Annotated in this window: 17 protein-coding genes; 5 read left to right on the forward strand and 12 right to left on the reverse strand. The window is 72.3% G+C overall.

Annotation, left to right across the window (positions count from 1 at the left end; all coding sequences use genetic code 11):
- The first annotated feature begins 13 nt into the window (after positions 1 to 13).
- Entirely contained in the window at positions 14 to 400 is a 387-nt protein-coding gene (locus ABZS69_RS03865; protein ID WP_355365983.1) for a YbaB/EbfC family nucleoid-associated protein, read from the forward strand.
- Between the two features lie 14 nt (positions 401 to 414).
- Positions 415 to 792, forward strand: coding sequence for a YbaB/EbfC family nucleoid-associated protein (locus tag ABZS69_RS03870; protein WP_355365986.1), 378 nt, complete (start codon positions 415 to 417; stop codon positions 790 to 792).
- A gap of 41 nt (positions 793 to 833) precedes the next feature.
- Here the strand turns inward: ABZS69_RS03870 and ABZS69_RS03875 are convergent, their stop codons facing one another.
- Both ABZS69_RS03875 and ABZS69_RS03880 read right to left on the reverse strand, forming a co-directional pair.
- Positions 834 to 1,913, reverse strand: a complete 1,080-nt coding sequence (locus ABZS69_RS03875; RefSeq protein WP_355365989.1) for a histidine kinase — start codon at positions 1,911 to 1,913, stop codon at positions 834 to 836.
- A gap of 92 nt (positions 1,914 to 2,005) precedes the next feature.
- On the reverse strand, positions 2,006 to 3,949 hold the full coding sequence (locus ABZS69_RS03880) for a family 10 glycosylhydrolase (protein ID WP_355365992.1): 1,944 nt from the start codon (positions 3,947 to 3,949) through the stop codon (positions 2,006 to 2,008).
- A 267-nt stretch (positions 3,950 to 4,216) separates the two neighbouring features.
- Here ABZS69_RS03880 and ABZS69_RS03885 point away from each other — a divergent pair, with 267 nt between their 5' ends.
- A complete protein-coding gene (locus ABZS69_RS03885) occupies positions 4,217 to 5,731 on the forward strand; it encodes an N-acetylmuramoyl-L-alanine amidase (protein ID WP_355365995.1) in 1,515 nt (504 codons plus the stop codon).
- A 59-nt stretch (positions 5,732 to 5,790) separates the two neighbouring features.
- Here the strand turns inward: ABZS69_RS03885 and ABZS69_RS03890 are convergent, their stop codons facing one another.
- The 5 genes from ABZS69_RS03890 to ABZS69_RS03910 form a co-directional block, all read right to left on the reverse strand.
- Complete coding sequence (locus ABZS69_RS03890; protein ID WP_355365998.1) at positions 5,791 to 6,549, reverse strand: SDR family oxidoreductase; 759 nt, start codon at positions 6,547 to 6,549, stop codon at positions 5,791 to 5,793.
- Positions 6,550 to 6,569: 20 nt separating this feature from the next.
- Positions 6,570 to 7,148, reverse strand: coding sequence for a TetR family transcriptional regulator (locus ABZS69_RS03895; RefSeq protein WP_355366001.1), 579 nt, complete (start codon positions 7,146 to 7,148; stop codon positions 6,570 to 6,572).
- Positions 7,149 to 7,185: 37 nt separating this feature from the next.
- Positions 7,186 to 8,406, reverse strand: a complete 1,221-nt coding sequence (locus ABZS69_RS03900) for a hypothetical protein (RefSeq protein WP_355366004.1) — start codon at positions 8,404 to 8,406, stop codon at positions 7,186 to 7,188.
- The gene (locus tag ABZS69_RS03905) at positions 8,403 to 8,912 is read right to left on the reverse strand and encodes a SigE family RNA polymerase sigma factor (protein ID WP_355366007.1); all 510 of its coding nucleotides are present in this window, start codon (positions 8,910 to 8,912) and stop codon (positions 8,403 to 8,405) included. Before ABZS69_RS03905 ends, ABZS69_RS03900 begins: the two co-directional genes overlap by 4 nt.
- Before the next feature lie 72 nt (positions 8,913 to 8,984).
- Positions 8,985 to 10,520 (reverse strand): IucA/IucC family C-terminal-domain containing protein, encoded by a 1,536-nt coding sequence (locus ABZS69_RS03910; RefSeq protein WP_355366010.1) that lies wholly within the window; start codon positions 10,518 to 10,520, stop codon positions 8,985 to 8,987.
- A gap of 81 nt (positions 10,521 to 10,601) precedes the next feature.
- Here ABZS69_RS03910 and ABZS69_RS03915 point away from each other — a divergent pair, with 81 nt between their 5' ends.
- A complete protein-coding gene (locus tag ABZS69_RS03915; protein WP_355366013.1) occupies positions 10,602 to 12,101 on the forward strand; it encodes an IucA/IucC family protein in 1,500 nt (499 codons plus the stop codon).
- Positions 12,102 to 12,105: 4 nt separating this feature from the next.
- Here ABZS69_RS03915 and ABZS69_RS03920 read toward each other — a convergent pair whose 3' ends face one another.
- The gene (locus ABZS69_RS03920; RefSeq protein WP_355366016.1) at positions 12,106 to 13,194 is read right to left on the reverse strand and encodes a sialidase family protein; all 1,089 of its coding nucleotides are present in this window, start codon (positions 13,192 to 13,194) and stop codon (positions 12,106 to 12,108) included.
- A 168-nt stretch (positions 13,195 to 13,362) separates the two neighbouring features.
- Between ABZS69_RS03920 and ABZS69_RS03925 the strand changes: the two genes are divergently transcribed.
- The gene (locus ABZS69_RS03925; RefSeq protein ID WP_355366019.1) at positions 13,363 to 14,769 is read left to right on the forward strand and encodes an NAD(P)/FAD-dependent oxidoreductase; all 1,407 of its coding nucleotides are present in this window, start codon (positions 13,363 to 13,365) and stop codon (positions 14,767 to 14,769) included.
- A gap of 22 nt (positions 14,770 to 14,791) precedes the next feature.
- Here the strand turns inward: ABZS69_RS03925 and ABZS69_RS03930 are convergent, their stop codons facing one another.
- From ABZS69_RS03930 to ABZS69_RS03945, 4 genes are read right to left on the reverse strand one after another with little or no spacing between them, the layout of a single operon-like run.
- Complete coding sequence (locus ABZS69_RS03930; protein WP_355366022.1) at positions 14,792 to 15,214, reverse strand: STAS domain-containing protein; 423 nt, start codon at positions 15,212 to 15,214, stop codon at positions 14,792 to 14,794.
- Between the two features lie 50 nt (positions 15,215 to 15,264).
- On the reverse strand, positions 15,265 to 15,762 hold the full coding sequence (locus ABZS69_RS03935) for a MarR family transcriptional regulator (protein WP_355366025.1): 498 nt from the start codon (positions 15,760 to 15,762) through the stop codon (positions 15,265 to 15,267).
- A 41-nt stretch (positions 15,763 to 15,803) separates the two neighbouring features.
- The gene (locus tag ABZS69_RS03940) at positions 15,804 to 16,802 is read right to left on the reverse strand and encodes a hypothetical protein (RefSeq protein WP_355366028.1); all 999 of its coding nucleotides are present in this window, start codon (positions 16,800 to 16,802) and stop codon (positions 15,804 to 15,806) included.
- Positions 16,799 to 18,091 (reverse strand): hypothetical protein, encoded by a 1,293-nt coding sequence (locus ABZS69_RS03945; protein ID WP_355366031.1) that lies wholly within the window; start codon positions 18,089 to 18,091, stop codon positions 16,799 to 16,801. Before ABZS69_RS03945 ends, ABZS69_RS03940 begins: the two co-directional genes overlap by 4 nt.
- Between the last annotated feature and the right edge of the window lie 62 nt (positions 18,092 to 18,153).

The raw sequence follows: 18,153 nt of genomic DNA on the forward strand, positions 1-18,153 counted from the left end.
CCCGGAGGTCGCCATGTCCGTCCCCTCACCCGACCACGACGCCGAATACCTGGAGGAGTACGCCGCCCAGGGCCAGCGGGTCATCCGCGACCTGCGCGCGGCGCAGGCCGCGATCCGGCAGGTGGAGGGCCTGGCCAGGAGCAAGGACGGGCTGCTGGAGGCGGCCGCCGACGGCCAGGGCGGGCTGACACGCCTGCGCATCGACCCGCGCGTTCTGCGGCTCGACGAGGCGACGTTCGGACGCGAGGTGACCGCCGTGCTCCAGGCGGCCCAGGAGGACGCGGCCCGCAAGGCGCAGGAGATCGCGGACGAGGCCATGGGGGCCGCGGACCTGCCCGAACCCCTCGACGAGACGTTCGTACGCCAGCGGGTCGAGCAGGCCGCCCGCGATCTTCTCTAGGCTCGGAGGCAAGCGTGTACCGCCATCCCTACGACCCGGCCGACATCAGGGAACAGGACCTGGACGAGGTCGCCCGGCAGGGTGAGCAGTTGCTGGGCTGGCTCGAAGCCGCCCAGGAGGACCTCGACAAGATCGTCGGCACCGGCGAGGCGGCCTCCGGCCAGGTCAAGGCGATGGTCGACGTCAACGGGCGCGTCCTGAACGTCCGGTACGGCCCTCGCGCGACCCGCCTGGGCAGCCAGGAGCTGGCCGAGCAGACGCTCGCCGCGGTGGGCGAGGCGTGCGCGGACGCCCAGCGCCAGACCCACGCCCTCATGCGCGAGGCCCTGCCCGGCTACGACCCCGCGGAGGCGAACGCCCAGTTCGAGCGCCTGCTGAACGGCTGGAGCTGACCCGTCGGCTCACCCCGTCGTTGACGCGGGCGCAGGGAACGTCACGCGGGCGTAGGGAACGTCGCCTCGACGCGGAAGCCGCCGTCCCGGTCCTTCCCGGTCTCCAGGGTGCCGCCCACCAGCTCCACCTGCCGCCGCAGGTCCGGCAGCCCCATCCCGGGCCCGGCGCCGCCGACCCAGGCGTCCGGCTGGCCGGGGGTGTTGCGCACGGCGATCCGTACCGACCCCGGGAGATAACGCACCCGCACCCGCGCCTCCGCCCCGGGCGCGTGCTTGCGGACGTTGGTGAGGGCCTCCTCGACCATCAGGTACGCGGTACGCCCCACCACGCCCGAGACGGGCACCGGCGTGCCGTCCACCACCAGCTCGGCCGGCACGCCCGCGCAGGCCGACTCGGTCACCAGCGGCCGCAGGTCGGGCAGCGGCAGCCCCAGGTCGAACCCCTCCCCGGTGCCGCGCCGCAGCAGCGCCACCATGTGGCGCAGCTCGTCCAGCGCCTCGAACCCCGTCGCCCGGATCTCCTCCGCCGCCGCCCTCGCGCGCTCGTCACCTGACGCCATGGCGAGCACCCCGGCCTGCAGGACCATCCGGCTGACCCGGTGGGTCACGACGTCGTGCATCTCGCCCGCCAGCCGTTCGCGCTCGACCCGCTGGGCCCGCTCCGCCAGCTCGCGGCGCAGGCGCTCCCTGACGGCCACGTACATGCCGTACAGGGTGGCCAGGGCGAGCGCCGTCTCGGTGCGCAGGATCAGCGGGAGGCGGTCGGGGAGGGACAGGACGGCCAAGGCCAGGATGATCACCGGCAGCCAGCGCTGGATGCCGCGGTATCGCCCCGCCGCGTACGCCATCGCGCCGTACGCGGCGAAGGCGCACGTCGGCGGCCAGATCGGCGCGCCGTCCGGCAACGGCACGTGCCAGATCACGGAGAGCACGGGCAGGGCGATCGCCGTGCCCGCGCTGACCCAGGCGACGGTGAGCGGCGCCCGGCGCGTCCAGAGCACCGGCACCGCCGCCGCGAGCAGGACCACGAGGACCGGGCCGGTGTAGCCGGTCGCCAGCGTCAAGCCTCCCGCGGCCAGGACCGCGACCGCGTCGATCGGCCGCGGACGGACACCGTCCACCGGCTCATCGTACGATCACGCACCGGCCCTGCCCAGCCTCCAACCGGGTCCCTCCAACCGGGTCCCTCCAACCGACCCTCCAACCGACTGGGTCAGGTCTTGGTGATGCGGACGGCGTCGGCGATGACGTACCCCGTCCCCGAGGTCCACCGGCTCACCCCGACCACGTTGTACGTGCCCGCCGCCAGCGTGTACGTGCCCAGCACCCGCCACTGCCCGCCGCCGGTGCGCTGGTCCACGGTGACCGTCTGGTTCCCGCCGGAGGCGGCCACGATGTACGGCGTCGCGCTGTTGTAACCGGCGTCGGCGGGATGCCACACCTCGACCCGATACGTACCGGCGCTGGGGATGGTCGTCTGGTACCAGGCGGGATCGCTGGCCGAGACGGGGTTGGCGAAGCGGTAGTCGGTGCCGTGCAGCTGCCCGGAGAAGGCGGAGGTGCCCCAGTTCGTACTGGCGGTGAAGCCCGCGTCCGAGTTGTCGATCACGACGCTGAACGCGTCGCCGGACGACCCCACGGGCTTGCCCGCGCTGGGCTGGCTCTCCTGGTTCGTGCGGTTGAGCGCGGTCACGTAGTAGGTGAACGCCCCGGTGGCGGCGGCCGGGTCGGTGAACGACGTCTTCCTGGTCGTCGTGACCAGGTTCCGGGCGTCGGCGAAGAAGCACGGGTCCGCGGCCGACTGCGACCCGCTCACCCGGTACACCGCGTAGGAGGTGCCCGAGCCCGTCCACGCGAGCTGGACGCCGCCCGAGCCCTGGGTGGCCGAGGTGATCGCGGGCGCCGCCGGCGCCGCCGCCGAGCCGCGGGCGGGCAGCAGCGCGGGCCGGGTGTAGTGGGCGTTCATCACGCGGGTGAACGACCCGATCCGGTCCGCCTTGACGTCCTTCGCGCTGAAGTAGATGTCCCCGGCCACCTCGGGATGCCGCCGGTTGTCGGTCAGGTGGTCGCTCAGCTCCGCCGGGTCCTGCCAGGCGGCGTCCTGCCCGGAGGCTCCGGCGCGGTAGGCGGCCTGGCCGACCACGAGCTGCACACCGGTGCCCCGCACCTGGTCGGACCACCAGGCGGTGAGCACCTCGTAGGCGGCGGCGGAGAAGCCGATGTGCCAGTAGATCTGGGGCGCGATGTAGTCCACCCAGCCCTGCTTGACCCACTTGCGGCTGTCGGCGTAGATCGCGTCGTACGACTGCAGCCCGGACGTACGCGAGCCCAACGCGTCGGTCCCGGAGTTGCGCCAGATGCCGAACGGGCTGATCCCGAACGACACGTGCGGCTTCGCGGTGTGAATGCGCTGGCCCAGCTCCTGCACGAGCAGGTTGACGTTGTTGCGCCGCCAGTCCGCGACGTTGCCGAACCCGCCGCCGTACTGGGCGAAGGTGCTCGCGTCTGGGATGGTCTGGCCGTCGACCGGATAGGGGTAGAAGTAGTCGTCGAGGTGCACGCCGTCCACGTCGTACTTGGAGACGGCGTCCATGATCGCGTCCTGGATGAAGGCGCGTACCGCCGGGATGCCCGGGTTGTAGTAGAGCTTCCCGCCGTACGCGAAGCGCCAGTCGGGGTGTTGCCGCGCCGGGTGCGTGGCCACGAGCTTGTTCGGGTCGGCGTGGTTCGCGATCCGGTACGGGTTGAACCACGCGTGGAACTCCAGGTTGCGGGCATGCGCCTCGTTGACCATGAAGGCCAGCGGGTCGTACCCGGGGTTCCCGCCCTGGGTGCCGCTCAGCCACTCCGACCACGGCTCGAACGGCGACGGCCAGAACGCGTCGGCCGTGGGCCTGATCTGCACGACCACGGCGTTCATGCGCTTCTGCACGGCCAGGTCCAGCCACGCCTTGAACTCGGCCTGCTGCTTCGCCGCGCTCAGCCCGGTGGCGCTGGGCCAGTCGATGTTCGCGACCGACGAGATCCACATGGCCCTGAGCTGGCGTTTCGGAGTGGCCGGGTCGGTCGTGCAGGCGGCTGCGGCGGCGGAGGAGGTGGAGGTCACGAGATGGGCGAGTACGGCGAGGGCCGCGAGAGCGGTGCGCAGCGCGATCACGAAAAGAAGTTTCAGCGTCTTCAGATAAAAGCGCAACAGTCTTCACAACTTCGGAGGGGCCCAATCTCGGGACTCCGCACCGCGCCATGCCAGGCGGGACCGAACCACCGCCGTCAAGGGGGAGAAAAGTTTCACCTAACACGCCAGTAATGTCAATTATCGACATAAGTCAGGACGTGCCATACGGTGGGCGCGTCTAGCGGTCCACCGGAGGTAGCGGTCCCGCGCGCCTACGGTGCACGCGCTTACCACCAACGAGGAGCACCCATGACTCTCGTCCGCACGCGATTAGCGGCCCTTGCCACCTCGATCCTCGCCGTCGTCCTCATCTCCGCAGGCCAGCCCGCCCTGGCGGTGGCCAAGGACAGCCCGCTCCAGGCGGCGTTCGCCAAGGCGGCCGCCGCGCAGGACGTCCCGCGCGACGTGCTCGTCGCGCTCGCCTACGCCGAGACCCACCTCGACGGTCACAAGGGCGAGCCCAGCGCCAGCGGCGGATACGGCGTGATGCACCTGGTCAGCAATCCGACCAACCACTCGCTCGAGAAGGCCGCCGAGCTGACCAAGCTCCCGGTCGACAAGCTGAAGGCCGACGACGAGGCGAACATCCTCGGCGGCGCGGCCGTGCTGCGTGCCCACGCCGACGGGCTGGGCCTCGACGAGACGGCCAGGAAGGACGCCGGGCGCTGGTACCAGGCCGTGGCCAAGTACGGCAACGCCTCCTCGCCCGAGCTGGCCCGCCTCTACGCCGACGCCGTGTACGAGCAGCTCGGCCTCGGCATCGACATCCGCGGCGTCCAGGTCAAGCCGCAGGAGATCACCGCCGACCGCGGCGAGCTCGCCAAGGCCCGCCAGCTGAACGCGCAGGCCGAAGTGGCCAGCCCCGACTACCCGCCGGCCGCGTGGGTGGCCGCCAGCTCCAGCAACTACACCGCCTCCAGCCGCCCGTCGGCCTACGCCATCGACCGGGTGATCATCCACGTCACCCAGGGCTCGTACGCCGGCACCATCTCCTGGTTCCAGAACTCCGCCGCGCAGGTCTCCGCCCACTACGTGGTCAAGTCCTCCAACGGCGCCATCACCCAGATGGTGCGTGACAAGGACATCGCCTGGCACGCCGGCAACTGGAGCTACAACACCAGGTCCATCGGCATCGAGCACGAGGGCTTCGTCGACGACGCCTCGTGGTTCACCGACGCGATGTACCGGGCTTCCGCGGCCCTGACCAAGGCCATCTGCGACAAGTACGGCATCCCGAAGGACCGCAGCCACATCATCGGCCACAACCAGGTCCCGGGCGCGACCCACACCGACCCGGGTTCGAACTGGAACTGGACCACGTACATGAACTACGTGACCGGTGGCGGCACCCCGTCGTGGTCGACGACCATCGACAACACCACCTCCGGCCAGTTCACCGCCAGCGCCAACTGGGGCACCTCCACCTACTCCAGCCAGCGCTACGGCGACGACTACCGCTTCGCCGACCCGGTCGCCTCCAGCGACCCGGCCTGGTACTCGGCGACCATCCCCAGCGCGGGGACGTACCGGGTCGAGGTCTGGTATCCGGATGATCCCGGGTACAACAGCTCGGCGCCGTACATCGTGGCGGCGTCGGGCGGCAACCAGACCGTCTACGTCGACCAGCGTTCCGGTGGAGGGGCCTGGAAGAGCCTGGGCACCTTCTCGCTCAACGCCGGCACGTACAACGCCGTCGGCGTGAGCCGCTGGACCTCGGGCACGGGCTACGTCATCGCCGACGCGGTCCGCATCAGCCGGGTCTGAACCCTTTCATGCGGCTCGCGCCCTTCATCGGGGGGCGCGAGCCGTACTGCTGCCCCGGTTCAGGCGGTGGCGCCGCCGTCGATCACGTGGTCCTGGCCCACGACGAAGCTCGACTCCGGCGCCGACAGCCACAGGGCCGCCGCGGCGACCTCCTCGGGCGTGGCGACCCGGCCGATCGGCAGCGCGCCCCGCATGCGCTCGTCCCGCTCCTCCCGGGTCTCGCCGGGCCGCGTGGCCATGGGCGAGTCGATCGGGCCGGGGCTGACGGCGTTGATCCGTACGCCGTCGGCGATGTGGTCGCGGGCCGCGGTGCGGGTCAGGTAGCTCACCCCGGCCTTCGAGGCCGCGTACGCGGCGGCCCCCGGCAACCGCCAGTGCGCGCCGAGGTTGGAGGCCACGTTGACGATGGTCCCGCCGCCGTTGGCGCGCATGTGGGCGATCTCGTGCTTCATCGACAGGAACACGCCCTTGAGGTTCACGGCGAGCGCGGTGTCCCAGACCTCCTCGTCGTAGTCGGCCAGCGGGGCGAGCATGCCGAAGACGCCGGCCGCGTTGAGCGCGACGTCGAGCCCGCCGTGGCGGGAGACCGCGGCCTCGACCATGGCGGCGACCTCCGCCGACCGGGTGACGTCCACGGCGAACGCGCTCGCCCGCCCGCCCCGCTCCTCGATCAGCTTCACGACCTCGGCCAGCCTGGCCTGGTCGCGCCCCGCGACCAGCACGGCAGCGCCCTCACCCGCGTACGCCAGCGCCGCGGCCCGTCCCAGGACCCCGCTCGCACCGGTCACCAGGGCGACCTTGCCTTCAAAACGACTCATCTATTCGATACCAATCGTTCTCAAATTTGGACGGCCACCATGGCCTGGTCGACCGCGTCACGCAGGCGGCGCGGATCGGGGTCGGCCCTGCCGAGCACCCTGATGCCCTGGAGCAGCACGAGCAGGAACCTGGCCAGCGCGTACGGGTCCTTGCCCGCCGGGATCTCGCCCTGGGCGCGCGCCCTGACCAGGGTGGCGGCGAGCACGGCCTCCAGCCCCGCCCAGCTCTCCGTCACCTTGCGGGACACGGCGGCGTCGCGCGCGGCGAACTCCACCGCCGTGTTCACCACCATGCAGCCCCGTCGCAGCTCGTCGGCCAGGCATTCCGCGACGTAGGAGTCGAGGAAGGCCCGGACGGCGGGCAGCGCGGGCCCCGGCCTGGCCAGCCGCTCGACCACGTTGTGCTGGTCCAGGTAGCGCTCCAGGGCCTTCAGGTAGAGCTCGCGCTTGCCGCCGAAGGTGCCGTAGATGCTCGCCCGCGCGATCCCGAGGTGCTCCACGAGGTCCGCCATCGACGTCGCCTCGTATCCGCGCTCCCAGAACAGCTCCAGAGCCTTCTGCAACGCGACCTCGGGATCGAACTCCTTGCTCCTCGCCACGGCACCAAGCTAGCACATTCGAGAACGATCGATCCAGTTATCTGGGGGTGAGCACCCACCGCCAGGAGCCGTCCTGGTCGGACCGGCGGTTCGCGCCGAGCTGCGTCGTCCGCTGACCGTCCACGCTGACCAGGACCAGCCCGTTGTTGAACTCGCTCTCGCACGACCCGGCGCACCCCATGGCGATGACGTTGTCGTCGTCGGCCCAGGCGTGCAGCTGCAGCACCCGCTGCCGCCCGACGGCCTGGCCCGTACCCACGTCCGTGATCTTGGTCGGCAGGCCGTCGGGGCCCAGGACCAGCCGGCCGTTCGGGGAGAGCGCCGAGATACGCGAGTAGTTCACGTACCGGTCGCCCTGGGGCGCCTGCGCCGGCTCGCCGTCGAGGGTGTAGAAGACCCGGTCCGGAGTGGTGCTGGTAGGCGCCCAGAGCAGCGTGCCGTCCAGGCTCCAGCTGAGGTCCTGGCGGCCGTTGACGTTGAAGGGCTTGTCGTCGTTGTGCAACCCGTCGCCCATCGGCGGCAGCTCGTGGTAGTCGGCCGTGCCCGCCTCGACGTCGACGATGTAGTAGCCGGTACGGGGGCTGTTCCCCATCGAGGCCGCCTGGTCGCCCTTCCCCTGCAGGATGTCCGGGTAGCCGGAGTACGCCGTGGCCAGGACCTTGGTGCCGTCGGGGGACCAGGCGACCGACCCCACCGGGTGCTCCAGGTCGATCCACTTGAGGATCTGCCGGGTGTTCAGGTCGAGGATGCCCAGCCGCCTGCTGATCAGCTCCCCCTCCAGCACGGCGGCGACCTGCAGCCCGGGGGCCACGTCCACCCAGACGTACGAGGTCTCCTCATAGCCGTCGGTCCGCGGGTCGTACAGCGACCACGTGCGCAGGACCCGTTGCTCGTTGTCCGAGACCTGCTCCCGCCGGACGGTGTTGTACGCGGACACGGCCATGCGTCCCGCGGCGATCAGCTTGACCGGCGGGCTGTGCTCCGTGTCGGTCCGCACGTCGGTCGGCGCGGGTGACGGGCGCGGGGGCAGCGTGACGCCGGTGGCCGCGCGCATGGTGGCCTGCGGGTCGCGCACGTCCGGCCCGGTGCCGCGCAGGCCCACGGCGAACACCGCGACCGCCGTCACCAGCCCCACGGCCAGCACCGCCATGCCGACGGGCTTCCAGGCGCGCCTCCGCAGCGCCCGGTCCGCCAGATCGTGCGGCACCTTGGTCTCGTCGGCCCACTCCCGCAAAGTGTCGCGAAGCAGGTTCGTCACTTGGCCACCTCCAGTTCCTGGGCCAGTTCGGGGGCGATCTCGCGCAGGCGGGCCAGCGACCTGTGCGCCGTGCTCCTGACCGTTCCGACGGAGCAGCCCAGCGCCCGCGCCACTTCCTGCTCGGGCAGGTCCTCGAAATACCGCAGCACCAGCACGGTGCGCTGCCGCGCCGTGAGCCGCGCCAGCGCCGACCTCAGCACCATGCGCAGCTCGCTCTGGTGGTTGAGGTCCCGCTCGGCCGGCTCGGGCAGCGCCGCCTGCACGACCTCGCCGCGCCGCGTGCTCGCCCGCCACCAGCTGATCTGCTGGCGGTACATGATCTGCTTGGCGTACGCCTCGGGCGCCTCCACCCGCCGCCACTTGGCCGCCAGCTTCGCCAGCGCGGTCTGCACCAGGTCCTCGGCCGCGTGCTGGTCACCGCCGGTGAGCAGGAACCCGAGCCGCATGAGTGCGGGAGAGCGTGCTGAGACGAACTCGCGGAAACGTCGCTCGTCCGCGGCGTCCACGATCACCTCCAGGGATAGACGTCACCCTCTCAGACGCCTCCCCGCGGCCCCGCTATGCGTCCCGGCGCCGGGTCACTGAGCCAGCGGGTTGGGCACGGGCACGGCCCTCATGTCACCGCCCCCGGCGTTCAGCCAGCGCAGCAGCAGGTTGGCCTTGGCCGGGATGTGCGTGGCGGCCAGCAGATCGCGCAGTTGGTCGGGGTCGCCGTGGTCCTTGGCGCACCCGGTGAACACGGTCCTGGCCCGTGCCCACAGCTCCCCCCTCATCCCGGGGTGGCGCTCGGCGAGGGCTCCCGCGATCTCGCAGAGGTTGTTGGTCACCAAGCAGTACACCAGCCGCTCCCACGCCTGCACCCCGCCGACGCCCTTCAGCAGCGGGTGCCGCTCCGCGACGAGCTTGACGCCCTCGTGGTCGCGGAGGACGGCCTGCGCGGGAAACCCCTGCTCGTCCACCGCGATCAGCACGTTCTGCAGGTGGCACTCCAGCATGACCCCGTGGCGGAAATAGGCGTGCAGGAGCGGGGGCACCACGTGGTCGAGGTAGCGTTCCCACCACACGAGCGCCTGTTCCTCGCCCAACCCGTCGAGCGGGTTGCCGGGGAAGCCCTCGCTGATCCCCGCCGCGAGCAGCACCGTCAGCCCCGGGCGCACGTGCTCGCGCAGCCCGTCGCGGACGATCACCGCCAGCGCCTCGCCGCCGTCCCCGTCCAGCTCGGCGCTGCGGTAGCCGCGGTCGCGCAGCACGGCGGGGCGCGCCACGTGGTCGGGCAGGTCCTCGAACGCCTGCCCGACGACGTCGGCGACCGCGCTCAGCCTGGCCAGGTCGCGCAGCCACAGCCGCCGCACGTCGTTCGTGATCCGCACGTCCAGGCTGAACTTGCAGAACAGGTCCAGCTCGGGCAGGTACACCGTGCGGATCGACGAGGTCGGCGACGCGAGCACCCGGGCGACGCCCACCTGGCGCAGCGGCGGGCCGCCCAGCAGCTCCAGCTGCCAGGGATGCGCGGGCAGCAGCGCCAGGCCGTCGCCGGGAGGCGGCCCCAGCCGGTCGAGCGCGTCCGTCTCCCCCACCTCCACCAGTTGCCCGGCCGGCACGCCGAGCAGCGGCAGCGCGAAGCTCGCGTACGCCTCCGGCGAGTACGGGAGCCAGGCGGCGGGCCCGGACCCGCCGCGGGCCTTGGGCGCGGGGTGGTAGCGATGGCCGGCGACGAGGGCCTGTTCGGAGCGCAGGTAGAGGTCAGCGGGCGGCGTCGCGGCCCGCCTGGCGGCCAGCAGGGCCACCATGACGTCCCGGCTGTGGGTGATCTCGGCGGGCAGCGAGTCGTTGTCGACCCCGGTCCCCGCACGCAGTTCGGCGGCCGTCAGCTCGACCAGGTCGTCCAGCGAGAGCGGGCGCCAGCCGCCGGGCGTCCGCTGCTCGGCCCGGTCCGGGAACCGCCCTCCGGCGACGCGCAGGACCTGATCGGTCGCGGGCAGCAGGAAAGCGCCGGCCCGCGCGGGCCGGGCGACTTCGCGGATCAGGCAGTTGAGCAGTGCCGTAGTCGCGAGGTTCGCGGCGTCTGTCTGTACCTCTCGCGGGAGAGGAAGAAGGCCGTCGGTAGGAGCCATGGCGACCTTATCCCTACCCTTTGTCCCTATTGGTGCCAACAGGGTAGCTACTGGGCGTGTTTCCTGGAAATGGTGGGAATTATGAGGCGTTGGGAGGCGGAATTCGCGGCCGACCTTTCCCTGGTGCGCCCGGAGCTCTCGGCGGCGTACAACGCGGCCCTCCCGGACGCGCGGGCCGCCGTACTCGGCCGCCTCTGGCGCAGCCTCCTCTACGAACCGCTCCCCGGGCTCCTGCGGGGACGGGCCCGCGTCGAGCTGGCGGACGGCCGCGTGCTCACCGGGCCGGCGCGGGAGCCGTACGACCTCGGGGGCGAGCCGGCGCTCTGGCTGGACGGCCACCCCTATACCCACCCCGCCGAGCTGCTGGCCGCCCTCGGCCTGACCGGCACCGCCGAGCTGGTCGAGGACCTGGACAACAGTGTGGCCTCGCTGGCGCTGTCCCGCGCGGAGCCCGCCCGCGTCCCGGCCACCCCCGAGGAGTACGAGCAGAGCGTGGTGGACGGCCATCCGTACCACCCGGGCTGCCGCAGCCGCCCCGGCGTCTCCGTGGCGGAGCAGCTCGCGTACATGCCGGAGCACCGCGCCGTCGTCCGCCTGGACCTGCTCGCGCTGCCCGCCGCGGACTGCCTGGTCTCTGGCCCGTGGCCGGCCGCGCTCATGGACGGCGACCGGCTCCTGCTCCCCGTGCACCCCTGGCAGAGCGCCCACGTCCTGCCCGCGCTGGGCCTGCGGCCGCACGTCACGGGCGCCGTCCCGGCCCGCCCGCTGATGTCCGTACGGACCCTCGCCCCCCTCGACGGCGGCCCGCACGTCAAGACGGCCTTCAGCACCCGGATGACCTCCGGCGTCAGGGACATCTCCCCCGGCTCGGTCCGCGACTGCGTCCACCTGTCGGACCTGCTCTCCACCCTGTCCGCCCGGCTGGGCGGGCGGCTCGGCATCGCCCGCTACCTGGCCGGCGCCGCCGGGAAGGTGAACGGCGAGCACAGCCCCGACGTGTCCGCCATGCTCCGCGAGCCGACCGGGAACGCGATCCCCGTCGGGGCCGTCACCCGCGCGACGGTGCGGGACCCGGCGGCCTGGCTGGCCGCGTTCGCCCGCCTGGTCTGGCGGGAGGCCCTGGGCCTGCTGGCGCTCGGCGTGGCGCTGGAGGCGCACGGCCAGAACCTGCTGGTCGAGCTCGACCGGGACGGCCTCCCGTGCCGGCTGGTCTACCGCGACCTGGCCGACGTCAGGATCAGCCCGGCCCGGCTCGCCCGCAACGGGATCGAGGTGCCACCGGTCAGCGCCAGGCTGCTCACGGACGACCCGGGGACGCTGCACGCCAAGCTCTTCGGCGGGCTCGTCGGCACCACGTTCAGCAGCCTGATCGCGCTGTTCTGCCAGGGCGACCGGGCCGCCGAGTCCCGGCTGTGGGACGTCGTGGCCAAGGCCGCCCGCTCCGCGGAGTTCGCGTGCGCCGAGGACCGCGAGGCCCTGTTCGGCCCGCATCTCACGGTCAAGGCCCACCTGCTGTCCCGCCTGGAGGGCGCGCCGCCCGGTGACAGCTGGACCAGGCTGCCCAACCCGCTCGGCGCGTGAGGAGTCAGGGGGCGAGCTCGGCGATGGGGAGGCGGCGGAAGGCGATGCTCTCGTACGCGCCGAAGTCGCCGGTCTCGAACAGCAGGCCCACCGTGTCCCCGTCGACCCGGACCAGGTCGGAGTAGGCGGCCGGCAGGCCCGACACCGTGTGCGCGACCCGCCAGGTCACGCCCAGGTCGTCGCTGGCGCGTACCGTCATCAGGGCCCGCGCGTCCGGGGCGGCCGGGCCCGAGAACAGGAGCACGTCCGGCGACGAGCACCACAGCGTGCTGCTCTCCACCACCGGCCCCACCAGCCCCGCCTGCGGCCGGAAGGGCAGCATGAGCGTCTGTCCGCCGTCGGCGGAGTAGGCGTCGGCCCTGGTGCCCGGGGCGGTGGACTCGGTGCGCGTGTTGAGGTAGAGGCGGCCGTCGGGCAGCTCGGTCGCCGTGGTCTCGTTGACGTTGATGTACCCGTCCGGGTTGTCGTCGACGTACCCGATGCGCCAGGTCTGGCCGCCGTCGTCGCTCAGCAGCCCGTGACCGCCGTTGTACTTGCCCTCGGTCCCGTTGTCGGCCCCGGAGGGCGGCAGCGAGTGGTTGGCGGGCACCACGATCCGGCCGCTGCGCAGCGCGACGGCGTGCCCGGGAGCGGTCGCGTACCAGCGCCACTCGGAGCGCTTCACGCTGCCGGTGATCTCACGGGGCGCCGGCCAGGTGACCCCGTCGTCCGAGCTGACCTGCACGAACACCCGCCGCCCGTCGGCCGCCGCCACCTGGCCGCGCCTGATCTTGTCCTCGGTGGCCTGCGGCCCCTGCCGGACGAAGACGAGCACGATCCGGCCGTCGGCCAGCGCCGCCGGCGCGGGGTTGCCCGCGGTGCCCCGGCGCGACTCCGTGGCGACCACCTGCAGGGGCCCCCACGTCCTGCCGCCGTCCGTGGACCTCCTGAGCACGACGTCGATGTGACCGGAGTCGCCGGCCGAGGCATGCCGCCCCTCCGCGAACGCCAGCACGGTGCCCGCCTTCGTCACCACCGCCGCTGGGATCCGGTACGTGTTGTAGCCGTCCGTCCGCTGCCGGTACGGCACCGACGTCGGGTAACGATCCGCCATGCGGGCACGCTACGACCCCTGGGTGAACGACACGTGAAGACGAATGTGACAGGCGGTGGAGGGGGGATGTAAGCGACAGAGGAGGCGCCGAACGGCCCGTCTTGAGCGAAGTCCCGGCGGAGGGCATGAAAGAGTTCATCTCATATAGCGAGTGCTTCTGGAGGCGTGGTGGCTGACGAGTTCGACGTCATCGTGATCGGTGCCGGTCCCGCCGGCGAGAACGTCGTTGACCGGGCCGTCCGCGGCGGCCTGACCGCGGCGATCGTGGAGGACCGGCTGGCCGGCGGCGAGTGCGCCTACTGGGCGTGCGTCCCGAGCAAGGCGCTGCTGCGGCCGGTCGACCTGATGGGCGAGGTGGCGCGGGTCCCCGGGCTCTCGCTGGGCCCCGTCGACGCGGAGGCCGTGCTGGCCCGGCGCGACGAGACCGTCTCGAACTACAACGACGCCGGGCAGGTGCAGTGGATCGAGAGCGTGCCGGCCGAGTTCGTCCGCGGGCACGGGCGGCTCGACGGCCCCAAGCGCGTACGCGTCACCACCGAGGACGGCGGCGAGCGGGTGCTGACCGCCCGGCAGGCCGTCGTCCTGGCCACCGGCAGCACGGCCGCCCTCCCCCGGGTCCCCGGGCTGGTCGAGGCGGAGCCCTGGACCAGCCACGAGGTGACCGCGGCCCGCGCCGTCCCCGAGCGGCTGGCCGTGCTCGGCGGCGGCGTGGTCGCCTGCGAGATGGCCCAGGCCATGCACGGTCTCGGCGCGCGGCAGACCACCGTGCTGGTACGCGGCGGCGGGCTGCTGGCCAGGATGGAGCCGTTCGCGGGCGAGCTGGTGGCCGAGTCGTTCGCGGAGGCGGGCATCGAGGTGCGCACCCGTACCGACGCCGTCAGGATCGAGCGCCCCGAGCCCGGTGGGAAGGTGACGGTCCACCTGTCCGAGGGGCCCCCGGTGGAGGCGGACGAGCTGCTGGTCGCGACCGGCCGCCGGCCCGCCACCGGCACCGTGGGCCTGAGCACGGTCGGCCTGGCCGACGGCGCGTACGTCGAGGTGGACGACAGCATGCGGGCGACCGGCGTCCCCGGGGGCTGGCTGTACGCCGTCGGCGACGTCAACGGGCGCGCGCTGCTCACGCACATGGGCAAGTACCAGGCCAGGATCTGCGGCGACGTGATCGCTGCACGGGCGCGTGGCGACGAGCTGCCCGCGATGCGGGATCTGGCCGACGGGTTCGGCGCGCCGCAGGTCGTCTTCACCGACCCGCAGGTCTGCGCGGTCGGCAGGACCGAGGCGGTGGCCCGGGAGGACGGGTTCCGGGTGCGCGTGGTGGACTACGACCTGGGGTCGGTCACCGGGGCCTACCTGCTGGGCGACGGCTACCGCGGCCGGGCCAGGGCCGTGGTGGACGAGGACAGGAAGGTGCTGCTCGGCGTCACGTTCGTCGGACCGGGCACGGCCGAGCTGCTGCACAGCGCCACGATCGCGGTGACGGGCGAGGTGCCGCTGGAGCGCCTCTGGCACGCCGTCCCGTCGTTCCCGACGGTCAGCGAAGTGTGGCTGCGCCTGCTGGAGGCGTACGGCCTCTGAGGTCCTTTCGAAGCCGCGGGGGTCAGGGGCTTGGGCCGGGGGCGGGGAAGCGCGATCGGGGGGACTCCGGCGAGCCGGGGGCTTCCGATCGCAGCATCAGCTCCGCCACCGTCTTCTCGACGCTCTCCCGCAGCTCCACCCGCGGCAGCAGGTCCGTCAGCCGCAGCACCGACAGCAGGTGGTCCGACGGCCGGACCAGGATGATCCGGCCGCTCCCCTGCTCCTCCATGCGCTGCATCGCCATCGCCAGCACCCCGATGACGGACGAGTCGTAGAAGTCCAGATCCGCCAGGTCGAACACGAGTACGGGCCCCGCCGTCCAGTCCCACACCGCGTTGATGCAGGCGCTGAAGCGGACCCGGCCCGCGTGGTCGAGCTCGCCGCTGGCGCGCAGGACCGTGCAGTGGAGGTGCCGGATCGTCTCTATGCGCAAGCCGTTCGTCACATGAGAATGACTTCCCCTTGGGCGGCGATATCACGGATTATCGCCAACTTTTAGACCTCCCGGCCTAGCGGCCCCTCCAGCAGCTTGCGCAGGATGGCGGCCAGGGCCTCGGTGTCCTCGGGAGTGAGCGGGGAGGCCAGGCGGGCCAGGTTCGCGGCGTGCTCGGTGAGCGTCTCGTCGATGACCCGCAGGCCCTCCTCGGTCAGCCGGACGCGGAAGCTGCGCCGGTCGGCGGGGTCGAGACTGCGCTCGACCAGCCCCGCCGCCTCCAGCCGGTCGAGCCGGTTGGTCATCCCGGCCCGCGACATCATCAGCACCGCCGACAGCTCCGACGGGATCAGCGTGTACGGCGGCCCGGCCCGGCGCAGCGCGGCCAGCACGTCGAACTCGCCCTGCCGCAGCCCGCGCTCGGTGAGAACCCGGTCGACCCGCGGCTCCAGGACGCGCATCACCTGGGCCAGCCGCCCGAACACGCCCATGGCCGTCAGATCGAGGTCAGGCCGCTCGCGCCGCCACTCCCCGAGGATCCGTTCGACAGCGTCGCCCATGACCCCGCAGTTTATTCGAGCCGGGATAGTTCACACCCGTACTAGTGCGTGGCGGCCGACTCCAGCGTCGGCAGCGCGCCCAGGCACTGACCCATGACCACCAGGAACGGCGAGCTCGTGGGGCTGGGCAGCATGAGCTCGGTGATGTTGCCGTCCGTGCGCTGCTCGGGCAGCTCCACGTCCCCGTCCCTGACGCTGATGACGCGCTCCACCGGCGGCGCCGCCATGCCCAGCAGCTTCCTGGTGGCGTGGCGCATCCAGCGCAGCTCGCTGTTCACCCGCCGCCACGTCGCGGGGATGAGGCTGGCCGGCTCCGCCTTGGTGCCCAGCCTGAACGTGACGCGGCCGCTCGACCCGAACGTGTCCTTCAGCACCGGGTTGACCACGAACATGCCCGAGCGCAGCACGCGCGCGCCCTGCCGGTTGCGGTTGGCCACGCCGCCCGCGCTGATCAGCGAGGACGCCTCGCAGCGCAACCCGTCGAGCGTGTCGGGGTCGAAGTCCACCGTCGGCGGCTCCTCGAACACCACCTTGTCCAGCCGCAGCCCGGCCACGCCGTCGGGCATGACGTGGCCCGACACGGCCTCGCGCGCCTCCTCGCAGACCCCGTCGCCCTCCATGATGTCGAGCACCTCGACGCAGATCAGCCCGTCGTCGGGGATCTCCTCCGCCGTCAGGTCGAAGGCCACCTGGCCGTGCGCCCGCCGCCCCCTGAGCAGCAGGCACTGGCGCAGCCGCCCCTGGGAGCGGACCTGCACCAGACGCGGCTGCAGGCCGACCAGGTCGGTCTTGCCGGCGTCCCCGCCGCTCAGCGAGCGGTCGTCGGTCGACAGCGACACCAGCACCCGGAGCGAGCGCCCCTGCGCCGAGACCTTGAACCCGGCGAGCCCCGAGGTCTCGAACCTGCCCACGATCGAGGTGCCCCGCTGCAGCCTGTCGGTCACCTGCAGCGCGGGGATCTGACCGCTGCGCACGTGGACGGGCGGGATCGCGGGGAGGATCAGCTGGTCCAGCTCGGTGGCGGATCCTGGGGTGCTCATGGGGTGCTCCTCGTGAATGACGACTCTTCCTGGTCGTGGAAGCTGCTCATGGGGTCTTCCTCGTGGCGGACGACATCGCCGAACCGCGGGAACCGGTCGAAGCCGTTCCTGATGAACGGCCCCGCCGGGTCGTGGAAGTCGAAGCGCGTGAGCATGGGTTCGCGCCTGGTCCACATGCGGGCGACCGCGCTGTAGAGCGGGTCGCCGTCGCGCTCCACGTGCCACAGGTTCACGGCGAGCGCCCGCGGGTAGTCGACGCCGTACTCCCAGTGCGGCAGGAGCTGGGTGGGCACGTCGGCGCCGCAGCGGCGCAGCCAGAGCCACAGCCGGGCGCGGTCGCGCTGCTCTTGCTCCAGGATGGACTCGCCCTTCTCGTGCTTGGCGATGGCCTCGTCCAGCCACAGGCGGATGTCCGACGCGTCGCGGGCCACGTACGTGGCGCCGCAGGCGCTCCCCACCGACCAGCCCGCCTGGACAACCGGGATGCCGAACGCGGGCAGGTCGCTGTCGCTGAAGGTGACGCAGACGTCCGCCATGCTCCAGAGGAGGTTCGTGGACAGGGCGCCCGTCACGCACCGCACCCGGGAGTGCGGGTAGCCGACGGGGTCGAGGAACAGCCAGTTCGCCGACGGGTCCGACGAGGCGTAGTCCACCGTCGACCGGAACAGGTCGGTGTCCTCCCCCGGCGTGTGGCCGAGGACCGCGATGGTCGGCCGCCGCGGGTCCAGGCCCAGGCGGGCGCAGCCGTAGTCGCGCAGCTGGCGGCGTTCGGTCTCCGTGCGCACCTGGTAGCCGCTCTTGGCCCGCCAGGCCGTCCGCTCCGCGCCCGGCCTGATCGTGTCCCTGAACGGCCACACGTGCCGCTCGAAGAACGCGCCGACCCTGGCGGGCAGCTCCTCGCGGAACGAGCAGGGCCCCTGGTCGGGGAAGATCGCGTACGCCTTCAGCGACCCCGTCCCGTGGACGTGCACGACCGGGATGTCCCTGGTCACGTACGGGTCCGCCCGGCTGGTCACCAGCGCGGCCGGCGGCACCCGCGGTCGCCCGTCCCCCTCGGCGCCGAACACCTCCGCCAGCCGCCGCCACTCCGGCTCGACCAGCGCGAACAGCCGCGCAGAGAGCAGCTCGCAGACCGCCTTCGCGACCATGAGCGTCCGTACCACGACTCTGATGTCCTGGTCGAACGCCTCGGCCACGACGCAGCTCTCACCGCTGGGGCTCTCGCCCCAATATGTCCTGGCAGCGGCGAGCAACCGATCGAAATGCTCGCCATCTCCGACACGACGCATAAGTCCCCCCACCACGACCGGCAGGGAACAGACATTGCCAGACCGGTGGACACCCACCCGCT

Origin of the sequence: Nonomuraea sp. NPDC005650 (assembly GCF_040605375.1) — a bacterium.
GTDB lineage: Bacteria > Actinomycetota > Actinomycetes > Streptosporangiales > Streptosporangiaceae > Nonomuraea.

Bases quoted from the DNA above. Each gene is read 5' to 3' on its own strand.
- ABZS69_RS03865 (WP_355365983.1), top strand. From the start codon at position 14: ATGTCCGTCCCCTCACCCGACCACGACGCCGAATACCTGGAGGAGTAC.
- ABZS69_RS03885 (WP_355365995.1), top strand. From the start codon at position 4,217: ATGACTCTCGTCCGCACGCGATTAGCGGCCCTTGCCACCTCGATCCTC.
- ABZS69_RS03890 (WP_355365998.1), bottom strand. From the start codon at position 6,549: ATGAGTCGTTTTGAAGGCAAGGTCGCCCTGGTGACCGGTGCGAGCGGG.
- ABZS69_RS03910 (WP_355366010.1), bottom strand. From the start codon at position 10,520: ATGGCTCCTACCGACGGCCTTCTTCCTCTCCCGCGAGAGGTACAGACA.
- ABZS69_RS03915 (WP_355366013.1), top strand. From the start codon at position 10,602: ATGAGGCGTTGGGAGGCGGAATTCGCGGCCGACCTTTCCCTGGTGCGC.
- ABZS69_RS03920 (WP_355366016.1), bottom strand. From the start codon at position 13,194: ATGGCGGATCGTTACCCGACGTCGGTGCCGTACCGGCAGCGGACGGAC.
- ABZS69_RS03935 (WP_355366025.1), bottom strand. From the start codon at position 15,762: ATGGGCGACGCTGTCGAACGGATCCTCGGGGAGTGGCGGCGCGAGCGG.
- ABZS69_RS03940 (WP_355366028.1), bottom strand. From the start codon at position 16,802: ATGAGCACCCCAGGATCCGCCACCGAGCTGGACCAGCTGATCCTCCCC.
- ABZS69_RS03945 (WP_355366031.1), bottom strand. From the start codon at position 18,091: ATGCGTCGTGTCGGAGATGGCGAGCATTTCGATCGGTTGCTCGCCGCT.